Raw genomic sequence first — 17719 nt, 5'->3', positions numbered from 1 at the left:
CGGGCGTGAGCAAAGACCGTCCCGCCCCCGATGCCCCTGAGCCCTTGTCGCCTCTGATCGACGCACATACGCACCTCGACGCCTGTGGTGCGCACGACGCTGCGACCGTGGCCGGAATTGTCGATCGAGCCGAGGCCGTCGGCGTCGGACGGGTCGTGACGGTGGCCGACGACCTTGATGCCGCACGCTTTGCCGTCGACGCTGCGAACTGGGATTCGAGGGTTTACGCAGCCGTCGCAATCCATCCGACCAGGGCGAACGTCCTCGATGTCGATACCAGAGCCGAGATAGAACGGTTGGCGTCCGATCCGCGGGTCGTCGCGGTGGGGGAGACCGGGCTGGATCTCTACTGGCCAGGCAAGCTCGAAGGGTGCGCCACCATCGAGGAGCAGGTCGACGGTTTCCGGTGGCACATCGACCTCGCGAAGCGTCTCGGCAAGACGCTGATGATTCACAATCGCGAAGCCGATGAGGACCTGCTGCGGGTGCTGCACGAGGAAGGCGCGCCGGAGACCGTGGTGTTCCATTGCTTCTCCTCGGATTCGGAGATGGCCCGTGCGTGCATCGACGCGGGCTACGTGTTGAGTTTCTCGGGAACCGTGAGTTTCAAGAATGCGAAGGCGCTGCGTGAGGCCGCGCTGTTGGTGCCCTCGGATCAGCTGGTCGTCGAGACGGATGCGCCGTTCTTGACGCCGCACCCGTTCCGCGGTGCGCCCAACGAGTCGTACTGCCTGCCGTACACGGTGCGCGCACTCGCAGACATCCGCGGCGAGGATCCGCAGGCGCTGGCAGCAGCGTCCACGGCGACAGCGGAGCGCGTCTACAAGCTCTGACGCTATGGTGGTCTGACAGGTAACTCCGCGCCCGGGACCGTCGTGTCCCGGTCCGTCTACTGCGCGGAGTATTCAGATGAATGACTACAACGTGGTCACAGTCCGCATCGAAACGTGGGAATTCGAGTGCTGTGCACCGTTGCCGGTGGTCGGCGAAAAATCTGCGTGGGCTTTGCACCCCATACGTGAGTCGCTGTGGTTCGACGGGACGGTTCATGGAGGAATCTATCCCGACGACGTGGAACCTACGGCCGGGATCGTTCTCTCGATCCGACTCGAGCGCGGCGAGTTTGTCGAACAAGAACCCAGGCACTGGGTATTGGTACCTGGAAGCACCGATCACGTTCGAGTCGAGAAGGCCCCACGGTCTTTTCGCGGAATGTCGTCGCTGGTTGCCGGTCGTCGTGGCTGGATGGAGACGGCCGTTGTCGTCGAGCTTGCTCTTCCCGCGAGGGGATGAGGGCGCACAGCTTCACTGAGCCGACGCCGGTCGACTCTTCGGTCCGGATCGTCAGCGTTCATGTCGACGCGGTCGAAGTCGAGTGCTGCGGGCCGTTTCCGGTGGCCGGTGAACCATGCTCGTGGACATTGACACCGCGATCGCAGGACGACGATTTCGACGGTTGGGTTCACGGCGGGATGCCGGCGTCTGGAGTCGTGACCACGGGTGTGGTGCTCGGGATTCTCGTGGTCACGACGACGTACGAGGAAGTCGGAAGTCCGCGCATGTGGTTGCCCGTCGAAGGTAGCGAGACCTATCGAAGGGTCGAGGCCAGTCCTCGGTGGTTCCGAAGGTTCGGCGACTTCGACTTCGAGCCGCAGAATCGGATCGAGACCGGGCTGGTCGTCGAATTGGCCACCACCCGTGCGCCTTTCCGGTAGTCCCCGCTACCAAAAAGGCGCACAGGGGGCTTGCCCCTAGAGAACCTTCGCCAGGAAGTCCTGGGTGCGCTGCTGCTGGGGGTTGCCGAACAGACTCTCCGGCTTACCTTCTTCGACGATGTATCCGTCGGCCATGAAGATGACTCGGTCGGAAACCTCACGGGCGAAGCCCATCTCGTGGGTCACGACGACCATGGTCATGCCCTGCTTGGCGAGGTCGCGCAGCACCTGCAGAACCTCACCCACCATTTCGGGGTCGAGGGCGCTGGTGGCCTCGTCGAAGAGCATGATGTCCGGACTCATCGCGAGTGCGCGGGCTATGGCAACGCGCTGCTTCTGCCCACCGGACAGGCTGGCGGGCTTGGCATCTGCCTTCTCCGCGAGGCCGACCTGGCCGAGCAGTTTGACGGCGATCTCGCGAGCCTGCTCCTTGGTCGATCGCCCGGTCTGCACCGGAGCGAGCATCACGTTTTCGACGACGCTCATGTGGGGGAACAGGTTGAAGTGCTGGAACACCATCCCGATGTGCTGGCGCACCTTGTCGATGTCGACATCCTTGTTCGTGAGGTCGAACTGGTCGACGCGCACGGATCCGGCGGTGATGTCTTCGAGGCGGTTGAGGCAACGCAGGAAGGTCGACTTGCCGGAACCGGAAGGCCCGATGACGCAGACCACTTCACCGCTCTTGATGTCGACGTCCAGGCCCTTGAGGACCTCGTTGTCGCCGAACGACTTCTTCAGTCCCTTGACCGAAATCTTGACCTCGGTGGCGGACTTGCCCATGTTGACGGCTGTTTCGGTCACTTGTTGATCCTCTTCTCGAGGCGGTTCGACAGCTTGGTGAGCGCCATGATGATGATGAAGTACATGACGCCGATGATCAGCCACATGTTGAACGACTGGAAGTTGCGCGCGATGATGATGCGCCCTGTCTGAGTGAGCTCGGCGAGTCCGATGACCGACAGGATCGACGTGTCCTTGAGGGTGATCACGAACTGGTTGATGTACGACGGGATCATCGTGCGAATTGCCTGCGGCATGATGACTTTTCGCATCGACTTCATGTAGCTGATGCCCAGGCTTCGTGACGCCTCCATCTGTCCCTTGTCGACGGACAGGATGCCGCCGCGGACGATTTCAGCCATGTACGCGCCGGCGTTGAGCGAGAGCGTGATGATGCCTGCGGTGAAGGCGGACATCTGGAAATGCAGGGCTGCCGGGATGCCGAAGTAGATGAAGAATGCCTGCACCAACAGCGGTGTGCCGCGGAAGATGTCGACGTAGGTCGTGCCTATACCTCGGACGAACATGTTGGTGGACACGCGGCAGAGACCGAAGATCGCGCCTAGGACCAGAGCGATCGCGATCGAGACGACCGAGAGAACGATCGTCAACCACAGGCCCTTGAGAAGCTGCGGGTAGGTGCTCTTGATCAAGCCGATGATGGAGTTGTCCGACGTCGACGCGCCCTGACCGAGGTAGGTCGAGACGATTTCGTCGTACTGGCCGTCGTCGCGCAGGTTCTGCAGTCCGGCGTTGAACATCTGGAGCAGTTCGGCGTTCTGGCCCTTGTTGACTGCGAAGCCGTAGCTCGCGCCCACCTCTTTTTCGGTGACCGTCTTGAGGCCGTTGCCCTGTGTGATGCCGTAGGCGAGGACGGGGTAGTCGTCGAAGACTGCGACGGAGTTCCCGGTGCGGACCTCGTCGTACATGCTGGCGGAGTCGGCGAAATAGACTGTGGTGAAGCCGTATTGGTCCTTGATGGACTCGGCGAAGCTGGCGCCCTCGGTGCCGTTCTTGACGGCGACGCGCTTGCCCCTCAGATCCTCGTACGACTTCACGTCGTTGTCGGTCTCGAGGACCGCCATCTGCACGCCCGACTCGAAGTACGGGTCGGAGAAGTCGAACACCTGCTTGCGGGCGTCGGTGATGGACATGCCCGCGATGACGCCGTCGGCCTGCCCGGCCTGCACGGCCTGCAGTGCAGCGTCGAAGCCGAGCTGCTTGATGTCGACCTTGAAGCCTTGGTCCTCGGCGATCGCATTGAGCAGGTCGATGTCGATGCCGACGAGTTTGCCGTCTTCGTTCTCGAATTCGAACGGGGCGAATGTCAGATCGGTGGCGATCGTGTAGGTGCGGCCGGGTTGCGCGCTCGCGATTCCGGGGGCGAACAGCGCTGCGATCAGCGCCAGCAGGATGGCCAGGATCGGCCACCTGGCATTACGTGGTCTGTCGAATCTTCTTCGCACTATCGCCCAGCTTTCTTCTGTCGCGCCCGGGATCGCCGGACTGCTTTGAACCAGACGAGAACATACTGCGCCCAGAGCTGAATCGATACACGGGTATCGGAGCCGGAAAGTGCAGAACACACGACACGCCGTTGCCGTTCCGTGACAAAAGTCGCATTTCGTTGTGATTTGGTTGCCGATACAACGCTCGGTCGTTACCGTATTGTGATCGAACGTCGTCTGCCTTGGGATTTCCTGTGTCGCCTTTTGCCAAGATCAACTCCACGAAGTCACCACTTCTCTATTCAGTGGTGGGTGCGTTGCTTCTGACGCTCATCGTCGGGGGTGCGCTCGCCGTGGTTCGGCACAAGACGATCACCCTCGATGTCGACGGCGACATGATTTCGCTGTCCACGATGTCGAGCAGCGTCGGTACCGCTCTCGAGGACGCCGGATACCCGGTCGATCCCAAGGACGCGCTCGCACCCAGTGCCGATTCCTCCCTGTCCGATGGCGATACCGTCGTACTGCGCCGTGCCCGTGAGTTGGCTCTGACCGTCGACGGTCAGCCGACCACCATCTGGACCACCGCATTGACGGTCGACGAGGCATTGAAGCAGGTAGATGTTTCCGACGACTTCGCAGTCTCAGCTTCGCGCTCGCATCGTCTGCCGCTCGAACGGACCGAGCTCGACGTCGTCAGCCCGAAGACCGTCAGCGTCAGCGACGGTGGCGCTCCCGCTGCGGAGGTCAAGCTCGCCGCCGTGACCGTCGGCGATCTTCTCGCGGCCAAGAATGCGCCGCTCGAGCAGGCCGACTCGGTGGTTCCCACCGCCGACACACCCGTTACCAACGGCCTGACCATCCAGGTCACTCGCGACCGCACGGACACTCGCGTCGAGACGCAGCCGATCGCGCCGCCGGAGAACAAGGTCGAGGATCCCGAGCTAGAGAAGGACAAGACCGTCGTCGAGAACCCGGGTGTTCCGGGTGAGCGCACGGCAACTGTCGAGGTCAAGACCGTCAACGGCGTCGAGGCCGGACGAACCGAACTGTCCGCGACCGTGATCAAGGAACCGGTCGCAGCAGTGGTGAAGGTCGGTACCAAGCAGGCTTCCGCTCCCGCTGTGTCCAACGCGTCGACGTGGGATGCCATTGCTCAGTGCGAGGCGACCGGAAACTGGGCCATCAACACCGGCAACGGTTTCTACGGAGGACTTCAGTTCACCCAGAGCACCTGGGAAGCATTCGGCGGCGGTCAGTACGCAGCTCGCGCCGACCTCGCATCACGTGAACAGCAGATCGCGATCGGCGAGAAGGTCCGCGCCGGTCAGGGCTGGGGTGCTTGGCCGTCCTGCACCAGCAAATTGGGCCTGCGCTGACGCGCTTACACCTCACAGAACACAGGAACCGATGTCACCGTTCGCCAAGATCAACTCGACCAGGTCGCCGTTGTTGTACTCGGCGATCGCCGCTCTTCTCCTGACGGTTCTCGTGGGTGGTGTTCTGGCCGTCGTCCGGCACAAGACCATCACTCTCGATGTCGACGGTGAGCAGATTCGCCTGAGCACCATGTCGACCAACGTCGACGGCGCTCTCGAGGACGCGGGTTACCCGATCGGTGACAAGGATGCAGTTGCTCCCGCGGCCGACGCTTCGCTGTCCGACGGCGACACCGTGGTGCTCCGTCGTGCCCGTGAGATCACGCTGACGGTCGACGGTCAGCCGCAGAAGCTCTGGACCACAGCCTTGACCGTCGACGACGCGTTGAAGCAGTTGGACGTCGCGGCGGATGTGCACGTGTCGGCTTCGCGCTCGCAGCGTCTTCCGCTGGACGGCGCCGCGCTCGACGTGCTGACACCGGTCGTCGCAAAACTGGTCGACGGCGCAAACGCGGCAGCAGACGTGCGTATCGCGGCGCCGACGGTCGGGGAGTTCCTTACCGCCAACGGCACTCCGCTCGAGCAGTCGGACACGGTGGTTCCCGCCGCCGACGCTCCACTGACCGAGGGCCTGGAGGTCACGGTGACGCGCAACCGCACCGAGAACAAGGTCGAGACCTTGCCGCTCGATCCGCCGGATCAGCGCATCGAGGATCCGACGATGAACCAGAGTCGCACGATCGTCGAGAACCCGGGCGTGCCCGGCGTGCGTGACGTGACGTTCGCCGTGAATCTCGTCAACGGTGTCGAAGCCGGACGTACCCAGGTCTCGGAGACGATCACCACACCGGCGCAGCCGAAGGTCGTGCGTGTCGGAACGAAGCCGGGCACCGAGGTGCCGCCCGTGGAGAACGGTTCGACGTGGGATGCGCTCGCACAGTGCGAGGCCACCGGTAACTGGGCCATCAACACCGGCAACGGTTTCTACGGCGGCGTGCAGTTCGATCAGAACACCTGGGAACGACAGGGCGGGTTGAAGTATGCGCCCCGCGCCGACCTCGCCACCCGTGAAGAACAGATCGCGATTGCGACACAGACCCAGCGCACTCAGGGCTGGGGCGCATGGCCGTCGTGCTCGGGTCGCCTCGGACTGGGATAAGTTCTACTGGTGTCAGACGCCGAACAATCGAACGAACCCATCGCTACTCCGCGCGGGCAGGCAGCCCTGCTCGGTCCGGTCGAGGTGCGCGCTCTTGCCGAGGAATTCGGTGTCCGGCCCACGAAACAGTTGGGGCAGAACTTCGTTCACGACGCCAATACCGTGAGGCGCATCGTCACCACGGCAGGCGTGACACGTGACGACGTCGTTCTCGAGGTAGGGCCTGGTCTCGGTTCGCTGACGATGGCGCTGATGGACGTCGTCGATCGTGTGATCGCGGTCGAGATCGATCCCAACCTCGCGGCTCGCCTCCCGAAGACGGTGGCCGAGCGAGCGCCGGAGCTTGCCGATCGACTGACCGTCGTCGAAGCGGACGCGATGCGTGTGCTGCCTTCACAGATTCCCGGCGAGCCGACCGCGCTGGTTGCGAACCTGCCGTACAACGTCGCGGTGCCGGTGCTGTTGCACCTGTTCGCGTCGCTTCCGAGTCTGCGGACCGCACTCGTGATGGTGCAAGCCGAGGTTGCCGATCGCCTGGCGGCTGATCCGGGAAGCAAGATCTACGGCGTTCCCAGCGTCAAGGCCAACTTCTTCGGCGAGGTTCGCCGCGCCGGTGCCGTCGGACGCAACGTGTTCTGGCCGGTGCCGAAGGTCGAATCAGGACTGGTTCGTATCGATCGGTACGCGGAGCCGCCGTGGCCGATGGACGAGAAGCACCGCAAGCAGGTTTTTGCGGCGATCGACGCCGCGTTCGCACAGCGCCGCAAGACTTTGCGTGCCGCTCTCAGCGGTTGGGCAGGTTCGCCTGCCGAGGCCGAACGACGGCTCCTCGCTGCCGGTATCGAGCCTCAGACGCGTGGCGAGATGCTCGACGCAGCAGCCTTCGTTCGGCTGGCTGGAGGCGAATAGCCCCGTGCGCGGTTAAGGAGTGCAGGGACTCCCTAACCGCGCACAGGGGGCTTGCCCCTTATTTGAACCGCCGCAACCTCAGGCTGTTGCTCACCACGAACACACTGCTGAATGCCATTGCGGCACCGGCGAGCATCGGGTTGAGCAGGCCGGCCGCAGCCAGCGGGATCGCAGCCGTGTTGTAGGCGAATGCCCAGAACAGGTTGCCCTTGATGGTCTTGAGCGTCTTGCGGGACAGTCGAATTGCATCGGCTGCCGACCGCAGGTCACCTCGCACCAGAGTGATGTCGCTGGCCTCGATCGCAACGTCGGTACCCGTGCCCATCGCCAGGCCGAGATCGGCCTGAGCCAGGGCTGCCGCGTCGTTCACGCCGTCGCCGACCATGGCCACGACGCGTCCTTCCGCTTGCAGTTTCTTGACGGCGTCGACCTTGTCCGCAGGCATGACCTCGGCGAAGACGGTGCTGATCCCGACCTGATCCGCGACAGTGCGAGCAACGGTGGCGTTGTCACCGGTCAGCAGAACCGGTTCGAGGCCGAGTGCTTTCAACTGCGCGATTGCTTTGGCGCTCGTGTCCTTGACCGCGTCGGCGATCACGAGGATGCCGTGCGCCTTGCCGTCCCAGCCCACCGCGATTGCGGTGCGCCCGGCCTTCTCTGCTGCAGCCTTCGCCTCGCGGAGATTTTCCGGCAACGGCATCGACCAGTCGGCGAGCAGCGCGTCTCGGCCCGCGACGACGGCGTGACCGTCGACCATTCCCTGCACGCCGCGCCCGGCGACGTTCACGAAATCCTCGACCGCAGGCAATTCGCCCACGGCTTCGGTCGCACCCTTCGCGATCGCTGCGGCGATGGGGTGCTCGGAGCGATGTTCGAGTGCGCCCGCCAGCTGAAGGACCTCGTCGACGGTTGTTCCTTCGCCCACCACGGTGTCCAGCAATGTCATCTGACCGGTGGTGACGGTTCCCGTCTTGTCGAGCACGACGGTGTCGACTGCGCGCGTCGATTCGAGCACCTCGGGTCCCTTGATGAGGATTCCCATCTGGGCTCCGCGACCCGTGCCCACCAACAGGGCTGTGGGCGTTGCCAATCCGAGGGCACAGGGGCACGCGATGATCAGCACGGCGACAGCAGCGGTGAAGGCCATCTCGATAGGGTTACCGGTGCCGAGCCAGTAGCCCAGTGTCGCAACGGCAATCGCGATGACGACCGGTACGAAGATACCGGCGATCCGATCGGCGAGGCGCTGAACTTCGGCCTTGCCGTTCTGGGCGTCTTCGACCAGTGCCGCCATCTGGGCGAGTTGGGTGTCGCTCCCGACCCGGGTCGCCTCGACGGTCAAGGTTCCACCGACGTTGACGGTGGCGCCGACGACAGTGTCCCCGACACCGACTTCCTCAGGCACGGATTCACCCGTCAACATGCTCATGTCGACGGCTGAGCGGCCCTCGGTGATGATGCCGTCGGTGGCGATCTTCTCGCCGGGCCGGACGATGAAGGAGTCGCCCGCTGCCAGTTCTTCGGCGGGGATTCGTACTTCGACGCCGTTGCGCAATACCGCGACGTCTTTCGCACCGAGCTCCATGAGTGCGCGTAGTGCGGCGCCGGACGTGCGCTTGGACTTGTGCTCGAAGTAGCGTCCGGCCAGCACGAACGTGATGACGCCCGCGGCAACTTCGAGGTAGATGTTGGCGCTGCCGTCCATCCGGTCGACCGTCAGCCGGAAGGCGTGCTTCATACCGGCTTCGCCCGCAGTGCCGAAGAACAGTGCGTAGAGCGACCAGACGAAGGCCGAGATGGTGCCCAGCGAGATGAGCGTGTCCATCGTGGCCGCGCCGTGACGCAGGTTCACCCAGGCAGCCCGGTGGAAGGGGAGGGCCGCCCACACGATGACCGGTGCGGCCAGTGTGAGGGAGAGCCACTGCCAGTTGTCGAACTGCAGCGCAGGAATCATTGCCATAGCGATGACCGGCACGGAGAGAAGAGTCGAGATGATCAGGCGGGTACGAAGCTCGCGCAGATCACGATCCTGCGGGGTTTCCGCATCCGGGTCGACGGTGTCCGGCGCGCTGGGCGGCTTGGGGAGCGCGGCGGAATAACCGGCGTTCTCGACGGCAGTGACCAGATCTTCGACGGGTACCCCGTCCGGGAAGGTGACCTTGGCCTTCTCAGTCGCGTAGTTGACAGTGGCTGTGACGCCGTCGATCTTGTTGAGCTTCTTCTCGATTCGTGACGCGCAGGAGGCGCAGGTCATCCCGGTGATCGCGAGTTCGACGCTGCTCGAGTTGGCAGCATTGTCGACCGCAGTCGGTGACGTCATCAGTGCCCTCCCTCGTGATTGTCTGGAACTGAAGCTGTGGAAGTGCCTGCATCAACAGTGAATTCGGCGGTCCGAACCACGCCCTCGTGCTGGAAGTCGAGGAACAGTCGGTATGTGCCTTCGCTCGGTGCCTGTGCGTGGAAGGAAATGTCCGGACCAGGAGCTGTGACGCCGTCGCCTGGCTCGCCTTCGGGGTGCACGTGCAGGTAGGCGAGGTCGCCGGTGCGCAGGGCAACGAGGTGACCGAAGGCACCGAGGTACGGATCGAGATCGGTGACCGGGGCTCCGTCGCGAGCAACGCTCAGCGTGATCGGGCCGCCGGCAGTGGTCAGATCACCGTCGAGAGTCACGGTGTATCCGTCGACGGTTGCGGTCGCGCTCTTCGCAGGTAGCGGCGCAGGAGTGAATTCGCCTGCCACGTCGAAGTTTCGGCCGAGTGTCAGTTGGGTGCCGTCGGTGGGATCGAAGTCCGCGAAGACTCGGTAGGTGCCGGCGGCGGGCCAGGCCCAGTCGATCGACCAGGTGCCGTCTGCAGCGAGGGACGGATGTACGTGGCGGAATTCGCTGGTGTCGTTTCGGACGACAATGAGGTGGAGTTTCTTCTCGTGCAGGAGGTCGAAATCGACGACGGGCGTGTTGGTGTCGTCGAGAATCCGGAAGGTCAAGGTTCCCGGCTCCCCAGCTCGACCGGGTGCGGTCACATCGGTGAGTGTGTATCCGCCGGAAGAGACTTCGAGTCCTGCAGGTGTTGCCGAATCCATGCCTGGCATCGATTCTGTGGTTGATTCGTGGGTGCTGTGCTGGGTGGTGGACATGTCTATCGGGCTTCCGATTGCGGCCCCCACGCCGAGGGCGGCGCCGAAGACGGCGACCAGCCCTACGGCGTAGGCGGCAAGTGTTGTCGAGGTGCGCACGGCTGACTCAGCTTGGTACGACTGCGTAGCCGGCTTCGTCGACTGCTGCGACGACGTCGGCTGCGGAGACGGGAGCATCGCTGGTGACGACGACGCGTCCGCTCGCCAGTTCGACATCCACCGCGGTTACTCCCGCGATGTTGCCGATCTCTTCCTTGACGGATCCGACGCAGTGTCCGCAGGTCATTCCGGAAACGGTGTATTCGGCGGTGGTCATCGCAGATCCCTTCGGTTGTGGAAAGCTTATTTTACGGATACCCGGTGTAGGTATCGCTCTGCAATCGAAGGTACCCCCAGGGGGTATGCCTGTCAACGGGCTGGGCAGTGATGAAGGCCTCAGGGAAGACAACACGGCGGATGTGTGGTCTACTTGTGGTGGTCGTAAGTGTTTGTGTTTGTGTTTCCACGCTCGCAAATGGTTAGGTTGCGAGCGTTTGGACATCCTCCACGGATTTGTCTCAGAACGGTCGTAGTAAGTGACCCGGGCGGTCGAAGCGACTGCCTGTTGACACTGTGTTAGAGGAGATTTACATGGCAGAGGGCATCGTGAAGTGGTTCAACTCCGAGAAGGGGTTCGGCTTCATCGCTCCCGAAGACGGCAGTGCTGACGTCTTCGTTCACTACTCCGAGATCCAGAGTGGCGGCTTCCGCACTCTCGAGGAGAACCAGCGCGTGGCGTTCGAGATCGGTCAGGGCAACAAGGGCCCGCAGGCCACCGGCGTTACCATCGTCTAAGACGTCCATGTGAGTCGGGCAACCGACGCATGACGTACTGACAAGACCCCAACTCTTCGGAGTTGGGGTCTTGTTGTATTTGGGTGAAAAACGCTGTCATGCATCGAGATACCGCTGAGTGGCGACTGCCGTTTCCGCCGCGATCGTGCGGCATTCCTCGCGGAGTTCAGGTGGATTCACAACGGTGAAATCGACGTCGAAAGCTCTGAGCCAGTGTGCGATCGATCGCAGAGAAGTGCCCGAAAGCACTATGACGCAACGCCCTTCGTCGGTGGACTCCACCGATCCCCACTGTTCGTTGACCATGGGTGCTATCTGCTCGATGGGTGCATGCAGTAGAACTGTTGCGCGCGTGGAGGAATAGGCCCGAGCGACACCGCGGGAAACGAAGTCTGCTGCACCACCGGCGGGTAGTTCCCGCGGCACGAATCGTGGGCCGGTGGGGATCTTGGGTTCCATCCGGTCGACGCGGAACGACCGCCAGTCTTCGCGAGACAGATCCCAAGCCACCAGATACCACCGAACACCCGACCGCACGAGCCTGTACGGTTCCACCTCGCGCCGGCTCTGGGTGCCGTCGTGAGTGCTGTAGTCGAATCTCAATCGCTCGTGGTTGTGGCATACGGATGCGATGGCGGACAGTACCGACGCATCGACTGCGCTCGCGGCGGGCTCGCGTGGCACGACATCGATCGACAGCGATTCCAGACGGTGTCGCAGCCTCGACGGCATGATCTGCCGCAGCTTCGCCAGCGCGCGCATCGAAGCCTCGCCGATGCCGACCACAGAGCCGGTCGCTCCGGATTGCAGTGAAAGTGCCACCGCGAGCACTTCTTCGTCATCGAGCTGTAGCGGGGGCATCTCCGCGCCGGCACCCAGGCGATATCCGCCACCGACTCCGACTGTCGCGTCGACCGGATAGCCGAGATCGCGGAGGCGGTCCACGTCACGTCGAACTGTGCGCGGGGTGATCGCGAGCTTGTCTGCGAGTTCGGCACCGGACCAGTCTCGACGTGTCTGGAGCAGTGACAGCAACCGCAGTAGGCGAGCCGATGTCTCCTTCATGGGAAGAAGTCTGCCAAACATTTAGGACCCAATGCGTCCTCAATTGAATTTAGGTTGGTCCACATCCGATCAGTCGAGAAGAAATTGGGGCACATCATGAGTCGCATCAACGACGGCAGACCGATGATCGAGACGAAGGCGCTCACCAAGCACTTCGCCCAGGGCAAGAAGCTCGTGGAAGCAGTCAAGGGAGTCACTCTCGACGTAGCGGAGGGCGAGTTGGTTGCCTTGCTTGGGCCGAACGGTGCCGGAAAATCGACGACGTTGCGCATGCTGACCACCTTGCTCGAGCCCACGTCCGGCAGCGCGCGAATCGCAGGATTCGACATCGCTGCGGCACGAAACGAGGTGCGCTCCAGCCTCGGATACGTCGGACAGGGGAACGGAGCCGGCCACAACCAGCGGGTTCGCGACGAGTTGGTGACGCAGGGGTTGTGCTACGGAATGCCCAAGGGTGACTCGCAGGTCCGGGCCGACGAATTGCTGCGTGATCTCGAACTCACCGAGTTGGGCACTCGAAAGGTCAGTACGCTGTCCGGCGGGCAGCGCCGGCGGCTCGATATCGCCCTCGGCCTGGTGCATCGCCCACCACTCCTGTTCCTCGACGAGCCGACCACGGGCATGGACCCGCAGAGTCGGGCCAACCTCTGGGACCACATCCTGCGGTTGCGGCGCGAGATGGGCACCACGATCGTGCTGACCACGCACTACCTGGAAGAAGCGGATTCGATGGCGGAGCGGGTCATCGTCATCGACGAGGGCACTGTCATCGCGGACAACACCGCCGCTGCACTCAAAGCGGATCTTGCGGGGGATCATCTTCTGCTCACCTTCGACAGCGTCGAGGCGGCCGCCGTCGCAGCGTCGGTGGCCGAGCGACTTGTCACTGTGCGTGACGTCACGGTCGAGGCAAACTCGGTGAGTATCCGTGCCGGCGAGGGTGATTCGACGCTCCCGGTATTGCTGCGTGAAGCCGATGCCCGCGGCGCCCGCGCACTCACTGCCGACATCACCAGGCCGACTCTCGACGACGTCTTCCTCACTCTCACCGGTCGCAGTCTGCGCGAGAGCGCCGCTGCGGTCGCTTCCTGAAACACGACAAAGAACTTCGACGAACAGGAATCCGCCATGACAATCACACTCGATACCCCACGTACCGTGCACGGCAACATCGTTCGAGACAGCGTAATCGTGATGGGCCGTGAGCTACGACCGATGTTGCGCGACCCGGTAAGCGTCATCTTCAGCCTCATCCAGCCGCTGATCCTGTTGGCGTTGTTCGGGCCTCTGCTCAAAGGGGTTCCGGGTACCGGTGACGGCGTATGGAATTGGTTCATTCCCGGTGTGTTGGTGATGATCGCGATCTTCGGAACGACGATGACCGGGTCCAACCTCCTGATGGAGATGCAGCAGGGATCGCACGAGCGAATGTTGGTGACTCCGCTCCGACGCTCGTCCTTGTTGATCGGGCGAGCGTGCAAGGAGATGGTTCCGCTTGCCGCGCAGGCGATTCTGATCATTCTGGTCGCACTTCCGCTCGGATTGGACGTCAATGCAGCGGGAGCCGCGCTCGGGATAGTCCTGCTGGGAGTGTTCGGCGTCGGACTCGGTGCGCTCTCGTACGCTCTCGCTCTGGCTGTGCGGGAGCAGGATTGGATGTTCTGGGTCGTTCAGCAGACGCTGATGTTCCCGCTCCTGATCCTGTCGGGAACCATGCTTCCACTCGAGGACGCACCAGGTTGGATGAAGGTCCTCGTGAACATCAATCCGCTCGGCTACGTCGTAGACGCCGAGCGGGCACTCTTTGCCGGAGACTTCGCGTCGAGCAGCGTTCTGGCAGGAATCGTCGGCGCCTTGGGCGTGGCGGTGGTCGGTCTGGGCGTAGGTGTGCGCGCGGTGAAATAGCGTGGGTGTGCTGGCTGTCGGACGGGCTGCTGCGGTCGCAGGTTTTCGCCCAGGTGTTCGCAGCGCCTATTGTTGTTCCTTGTGCTCTCCGTCGTTCCACGCCCCGTAGTCGTCCGGGCCCCGTCCAAGGTGAATCTCCACCTTGCCGTCGGGGACCTGCGAGACGACGGCTATCACGAGCTGACGACGGTTTTTCAGGCATTGTCGCTGGCAGACACCCTCACGGTGGCGCCTGCGGACACCTTGACCGTGCGGGTGATCGGCGACGACGCCGCGGCCGTGCCGACCGATCGCACCAACCTCGTGTGGCGTGCCGCCGAGATGCTCGCCGTCGAGGGTGGCGTGGCCCCGAACGTCGAGATAGTCATCGAGAAAGGCATCCCCGTCGCAGGCGGAATGGCCGGCGGGAGTGCCGACGCAGCCGCCGCTTTGGTTGCGCTCAACGCTTTGTGGAAGCTCGACTTCTCGCGGCCTGATCTCGACGCTTTTGCGGCACGCCTCGGGAGTGACGTTCCGTTCTCGCTGCACGGTGGCACTGCCCTCGGAACCGGCCGCGGCGAACAACTTGTCCCCGTCTTGACCCGCCACACTTTTCACTGGGTGTTGGCGCTGGCCAAGGGCGGCTTGAGCACACCAGTCGTGTTCCGCGAGCTGGACAAGCTGCGGGCAGAAGGCTCCCCGAAACGGTTGGGGAGCGCCGATGCGTTGATCCAGGCACTGACCACGGGTGACGCTCATCTGCTTGCGTCGCTGCTCGGCAACGATCTGCAGGCTGCGGCACTCTCACTCAACCCGGATCTACGACGGACGCTTCGAGCGGGCGTCGAAGCCGGAGCTTTGGCCGGCATCGTCTCCGGCTCCGGACCGACATGCGCCTTTCTCTGCGCCGACGCACAGTCCGCGGTGGAAGTGAGCGCAGAACTTGCGGGAGCGGGGGTGTGCCGCACCGTTCGCGTGGCGAGCGGACCCGTTCCCGGAGCACGAATACTCGACAATGCGGCAAAGGGACAGCACTGATGGCGAATCTGATCAATCTGGAAAACGTGTCGAAGTCTTTCGGCGTCAAGCCGTTGCTCGACGGGGTCTCCCTGGGCGTCGAGGAGGGCGAGCGCATCGGCGTCGTCGGCCTCAACGGTGGCGGTAAGACGACCATGCTCGAAGTCCTCGCGGGTGTGGAGCAGCCGGATTCGGGACGCGTCAGCCGCGTCGGCGGATTGCGTATGGCCGTCGTGACGCAGCGCGGTGTACTGCCTCCCGGCTCCACTGTCGGTGAAGTGGTCCTGGGGCCGCTCGGAGTGGCGCAACACGAATGGGCCGGCGACGCGCGCATCCGTTCGGTGCTCTCGGGTATCGGCATCGACAACCTGGGCGCCGGCGGCGAGCGGTCCGCATTGGATGCCAAGGTCGACGGCCTGTCCGGCGGTGAGCGTCGCCGCGTGGCTCTCGCTGCGGCCCTGGTTCAGGACCTCGACCTGCTGGTGCTCGACGAGCCCACCAACCACCTCGACGTCGAAGGTGTTCAGTGGTTGGCCGAGCACCTCGTCTCGCGTCGCAGCGCGCTCGTCGTCGTGACCCACGATCGCTGGTTCCTCGACACCGTCGCCACCCGCACCTGGGAGGTTGTCGGCGGCGGCGTCGAAAGCTACGAGGGTGGCTACAACGACTGGGTGTTCGCTCGCGCCGAGCGTTCGCGTCAGGCTGACGCTTCCGAAGAGCGTCGACGCAACCTTGCGCGCAAAGAACTCGCATGGCTGCGCCGCGGTGCGCCGGCCCGTACGTCCAAGCCGAAGTACCGCATCGAAGCCGCAGAGGCTCTGATCGCCGACGTTCCGGCACCTCGTGACGCGGTCGCTCTTGCGTCGTTCGCGCAGCGTCGGCTCGGCAAGGTTGTCATCGAACTCGAAGACGCGCGTCTGGAGACCCCGGACGGCCGCGTACTCGTCGAGGATCTGACCTGGCGTCTCGCTCCGGGTGAGCGTGTCGGCCTGGTCGGCGTCAACGGCTCAGGCAAGACGACTCTGCTGCGGACTCTGGCCGGCGAACTCGAGCCTGCCGCCGGAAAGCGCATTCAGGGGCAGACCGTCCACATCGGTTGGCTCAAGCAGGAACTCGACGATCTACCGACCGACATGCGCGTACTTGACGCGGTCAAGGATGTAGCCGAGCGAATCACGCTGGGAGACAAGGAAGTATCGGCGGGTCAGCTGGCTGAGCGGTTGGGCTTCACACCGGCGCGTCAGCGCACCCCAGTCGGTGATCTCTCCGGTGGTGAGCGCCGACGTCTGCAGTTGACGCGTGTCCTCATGGCCGAGCCCAACGTCCTGCTTCTCGACGAGCCGACCAACGATCTCGACATCGACACGCTTCAGCAACTCGAAGATCTGCTCGACGGCTGGGCGGGCACCATGGTGGTCATCTCGCACGACCGGTACCTGATCGAGCGCATCTGTGACACCACTTGGGCGCTCTTCGGTGACCGCAAGCTCACCAACCTGCCCGGCGGTATCGAGGACTACCTGCGTCGGCGCGCAGCAATGGGGGATGGCGACAACCCGTCGGTGGCCTCGACGGCGAGTGGTGCGTCGAAGAGCAAGCAGGTCCGTGACGGCGCCGCGGATCGCGCTGCACGCAAGGAACTTTCGAAGCTCGAGCGGTCCATTGCGAAGTTCGACGACCGAGAGAAGAAGCTGCACGCTTCCCTCGCCGACGCAGCCACCGACCCGGACAAGTTGCAGAAACTCGGCGCAGAACTCAAGCAGGTCATCGCCGACAAGGAAGCCGCCGAAGAGCAGTGGATGGAGCTCTTCGCCGAGCTGGACGGCTAGGGGAACTTCGCCCCGAACCTCTTGAAGATTCGCTCGGGATCCAGGGTTTCCGGAGCATGCCTGCGCAGCAGTGCGTCCAGAACGAGCCCGTCCAGTGCTGCGACCAACTCCGTTGCATCGGACGAGGTCATGCCGCGTTCGACCAGGATGTCGACAAACCGATCCCGACCACGCACCAGTTCCACTGCGAGGTCGGGATCGTGGAATGACGCGATGATCAGTTCGTAACGCGCCCGAGTGCGGCCGGATTCAGGCCCCAGCCACCGGGCCACCTGTTGCTTCGGCGTCTCGCCCGGGCGAGGAAGATCACCGTCCAGAAGGTGTCGCACCACCTCGACTATCAGTCCACGCTGGTTTGCGAAGTAGTGCCGTGCGCTGCCGTGTGGCACGCCCGCCTCGTCTTCGACGCCTCTCATCGACCAGGCTCGAAACCCAACCCGGCCCAGCAGGTCGAGCCCGGCGTCCAGAAGTGCTTCTCGAGTCGATTTCTCCACGCAGAGAAGATACCGTGATATCCTCTTCTCCGCTTGGAGAATTTCTCCGCACGGAGAAGTGGCCGGTG

General features: G+C 63.5%; 18 protein-coding genes. 11 read left to right on the top strand and 7 right to left on the bottom strand.

The genetic code is table 11. The features are described from left to right. The first annotated feature begins 5 nt into the window (after positions 1-5). The 3 genes from PCS43_RS14290 (at position 6) to PCS43_RS14280 (ending at position 1715) form a co-directional block, all read left to right on the top strand. Positions 6-833, top strand: coding sequence for a TatD family hydrolase (locus PCS43_RS14290; protein ID WP_209909563.1), 828 nt, complete (start codon positions 6-8; stop codon positions 831-833). A 76-nt stretch (positions 834-909) separates the two neighbouring features. Then, on the top strand, positions 910-1293 hold the full coding sequence (locus PCS43_RS14285) for a DUF6578 domain-containing protein (RefSeq protein WP_064443912.1): 384 nt from the start codon (positions 910-912) through the stop codon (positions 1291-1293). Beyond that, positions 1290-1715 (top strand): DUF6578 domain-containing protein, encoded by a 426-nt coding sequence (locus tag PCS43_RS14280; RefSeq protein WP_073512741.1) that lies wholly within the window; start codon positions 1290-1292, stop codon positions 1713-1715. Before PCS43_RS14285 ends, PCS43_RS14280 begins: the two co-directional genes overlap by 4 nt. Before the next feature lie 36 nt (positions 1716-1751). Here the strand turns inward: PCS43_RS14280 and PCS43_RS14275 are convergent, their stop codons facing one another. Together PCS43_RS14275 and PCS43_RS14270 are read right to left on the bottom strand one after the other, a co-directional pair. After that, on the bottom strand, positions 1752-2519 hold the full coding sequence (locus PCS43_RS14275; RefSeq protein ID WP_003946239.1) for an amino acid ABC transporter ATP-binding protein: 768 nt from the start codon (positions 2517-2519) through the stop codon (positions 1752-1754). Then, on the bottom strand, positions 2516-3964 hold the full coding sequence (locus PCS43_RS14270; RefSeq protein WP_003946214.1) for an amino acid ABC transporter substrate-binding protein/permease: 1449 nt from the start codon (positions 3962-3964) through the stop codon (positions 2516-2518). Before PCS43_RS14270 ends, PCS43_RS14275 begins: the two co-directional genes overlap by 4 nt. Positions 3965-4200: 236 nt before the next feature. On the opposite strand from PCS43_RS14270, the gene PCS43_RS14265 reads away from it, so the two are divergent. The 3 genes from PCS43_RS14265 to rsmA are packed head-to-tail and all read left to right on the top strand — an operon-like array spanning position 4201 to position 7393. Beyond that, the gene (locus PCS43_RS14265) at positions 4201-5325 is read left to right on the top strand and encodes a resuscitation-promoting factor (protein WP_042921286.1); all 1125 of its coding nucleotides are present in this window, start codon (positions 4201-4203) and stop codon (positions 5323-5325) included. 31 nt (positions 5326-5356) lie between these two features. Beyond that, the gene (locus PCS43_RS14260) at positions 5357-6484 is read left to right on the top strand and encodes a resuscitation-promoting factor (protein WP_007729017.1); all 1128 of its coding nucleotides are present in this window, start codon (positions 5357-5359) and stop codon (positions 6482-6484) included. 9 nt (positions 6485-6493) lie between these two features. Then, positions 6494-7393 carry a 16S rRNA (adenine(1518)-N(6)/adenine(1519)-N(6))-dimethyltransferase RsmA gene (gene rsmA, locus PCS43_RS14255; RefSeq protein ID WP_003946263.1) on the top strand — a complete coding sequence of 300 codons (900 nt, stop codon included), beginning with the start codon at positions 6494-6496 and terminating at the stop codon, positions 7391-7393. 58 nt (positions 7394-7451) lie between these two features. Here the strand turns inward: rsmA and PCS43_RS14250 are convergent, their stop codons facing one another. The 3 genes from PCS43_RS14250 to PCS43_RS14240 are packed head-to-tail and all read right to left on the bottom strand — an operon-like array spanning position 7452 to position 10844. After that, entirely contained in the window at positions 7452-9713 is a 2262-nt protein-coding gene (locus PCS43_RS14250; RefSeq protein ID WP_007729016.1) for a heavy metal translocating P-type ATPase, read from the bottom strand. Further along, positions 9713-10627: a hypothetical protein gene (locus PCS43_RS14245; RefSeq protein ID WP_007729015.1), complete on the bottom strand. Its 915-nt coding sequence runs from the start codon at positions 10625-10627 to the stop codon at positions 9713-9715. The genes PCS43_RS14250 and PCS43_RS14245 overlap by 1 nt, the downstream gene beginning before the upstream one ends. Before the next feature lie 7 nt (positions 10628-10634). Further along, positions 10635-10844, bottom strand: coding sequence for a heavy-metal-associated domain-containing protein (locus tag PCS43_RS14240; protein WP_003946267.1), 210 nt, complete (start codon positions 10842-10844; stop codon positions 10635-10637). 314 nt (positions 10845-11158) lie between these two features. Here PCS43_RS14240 and PCS43_RS14235 point away from each other — a divergent pair, with 314 nt between their 5' ends. Beyond that, entirely contained in the window at positions 11159-11362 is a 204-nt protein-coding gene (locus PCS43_RS14235; protein ID WP_003946232.1) for a cold-shock protein, read from the top strand. Positions 11363-11458: 96 nt separating this feature from the next. Here PCS43_RS14235 and PCS43_RS14230 read toward each other — a convergent pair whose 3' ends face one another. Beyond that, positions 11459-12427 carry a helix-turn-helix transcriptional regulator gene (locus PCS43_RS14230; protein ID WP_003946249.1) on the bottom strand — a complete coding sequence of 323 codons (969 nt, stop codon included), beginning with the start codon at positions 12425-12427 and terminating at the stop codon, positions 11459-11461. 96 nt (positions 12428-12523) lie between these two features. Between PCS43_RS14230 and PCS43_RS14225 the strand changes: the two genes are divergently transcribed. The 4 genes from PCS43_RS14225 to PCS43_RS14210 all read left to right on the top strand — a co-directional run bounded on the left by PCS43_RS14225 (position 12524) and on the right by PCS43_RS14210 (position 17157). Next, positions 12524-13519: an ABC transporter ATP-binding protein gene (locus PCS43_RS14225; RefSeq protein ID WP_081377543.1), complete on the top strand. Its 996-nt coding sequence runs from the start codon at positions 12524-12526 to the stop codon at positions 13517-13519. Between the two features lie 36 nt (positions 13520-13555). Further along, positions 13556-14332 carry an ABC transporter permease gene (locus tag PCS43_RS14220; RefSeq protein ID WP_209909560.1) on the top strand — a complete coding sequence of 259 codons (777 nt, stop codon included), beginning with the start codon at positions 13556-13558 and terminating at the stop codon, positions 14330-14332. A gap of 81 nt (positions 14333-14413) precedes the next feature. Continuing rightward, positions 14414-15349: a 4-(cytidine 5'-diphospho)-2-C-methyl-D-erythritol kinase gene (locus tag PCS43_RS14215; protein ID WP_030536307.1), complete on the top strand. Its 936-nt coding sequence runs from the start codon at positions 14414-14416 to the stop codon at positions 15347-15349. Beyond that, the gene (locus PCS43_RS14210) at positions 15349-17157 is read left to right on the top strand and encodes an ABC-F family ATP-binding cassette domain-containing protein (RefSeq protein WP_003946255.1); all 1809 of its coding nucleotides are present in this window, start codon (positions 15349-15351) and stop codon (positions 17155-17157) included. Before PCS43_RS14215 ends, PCS43_RS14210 begins: the two co-directional genes overlap by 1 nt. Here the strand turns inward: PCS43_RS14210 and PCS43_RS14205 are convergent. After that, a complete protein-coding gene (locus tag PCS43_RS14205; protein ID WP_064444236.1) occupies positions 17154-17651 on the bottom strand; it encodes a TetR/AcrR family transcriptional regulator in 498 nt (165 codons plus the stop codon). The genes PCS43_RS14210 and PCS43_RS14205 overlap by 4 nt on opposite strands. Between the last annotated feature and the right edge of the window lie 68 nt (positions 17652-17719).

Origin of the sequence: Rhodococcus sp. C-2, from assembly GCF_027854095.1 — a bacterium.
In the GTDB taxonomy this organism is placed as follows: domain Bacteria; phylum Actinomycetota; class Actinomycetes; order Mycobacteriales; family Mycobacteriaceae; genus Rhodococcus_F; species Rhodococcus_F qingshengii.
This window is presented reverse-complemented; position numbering and strand designations above follow the sequence as displayed.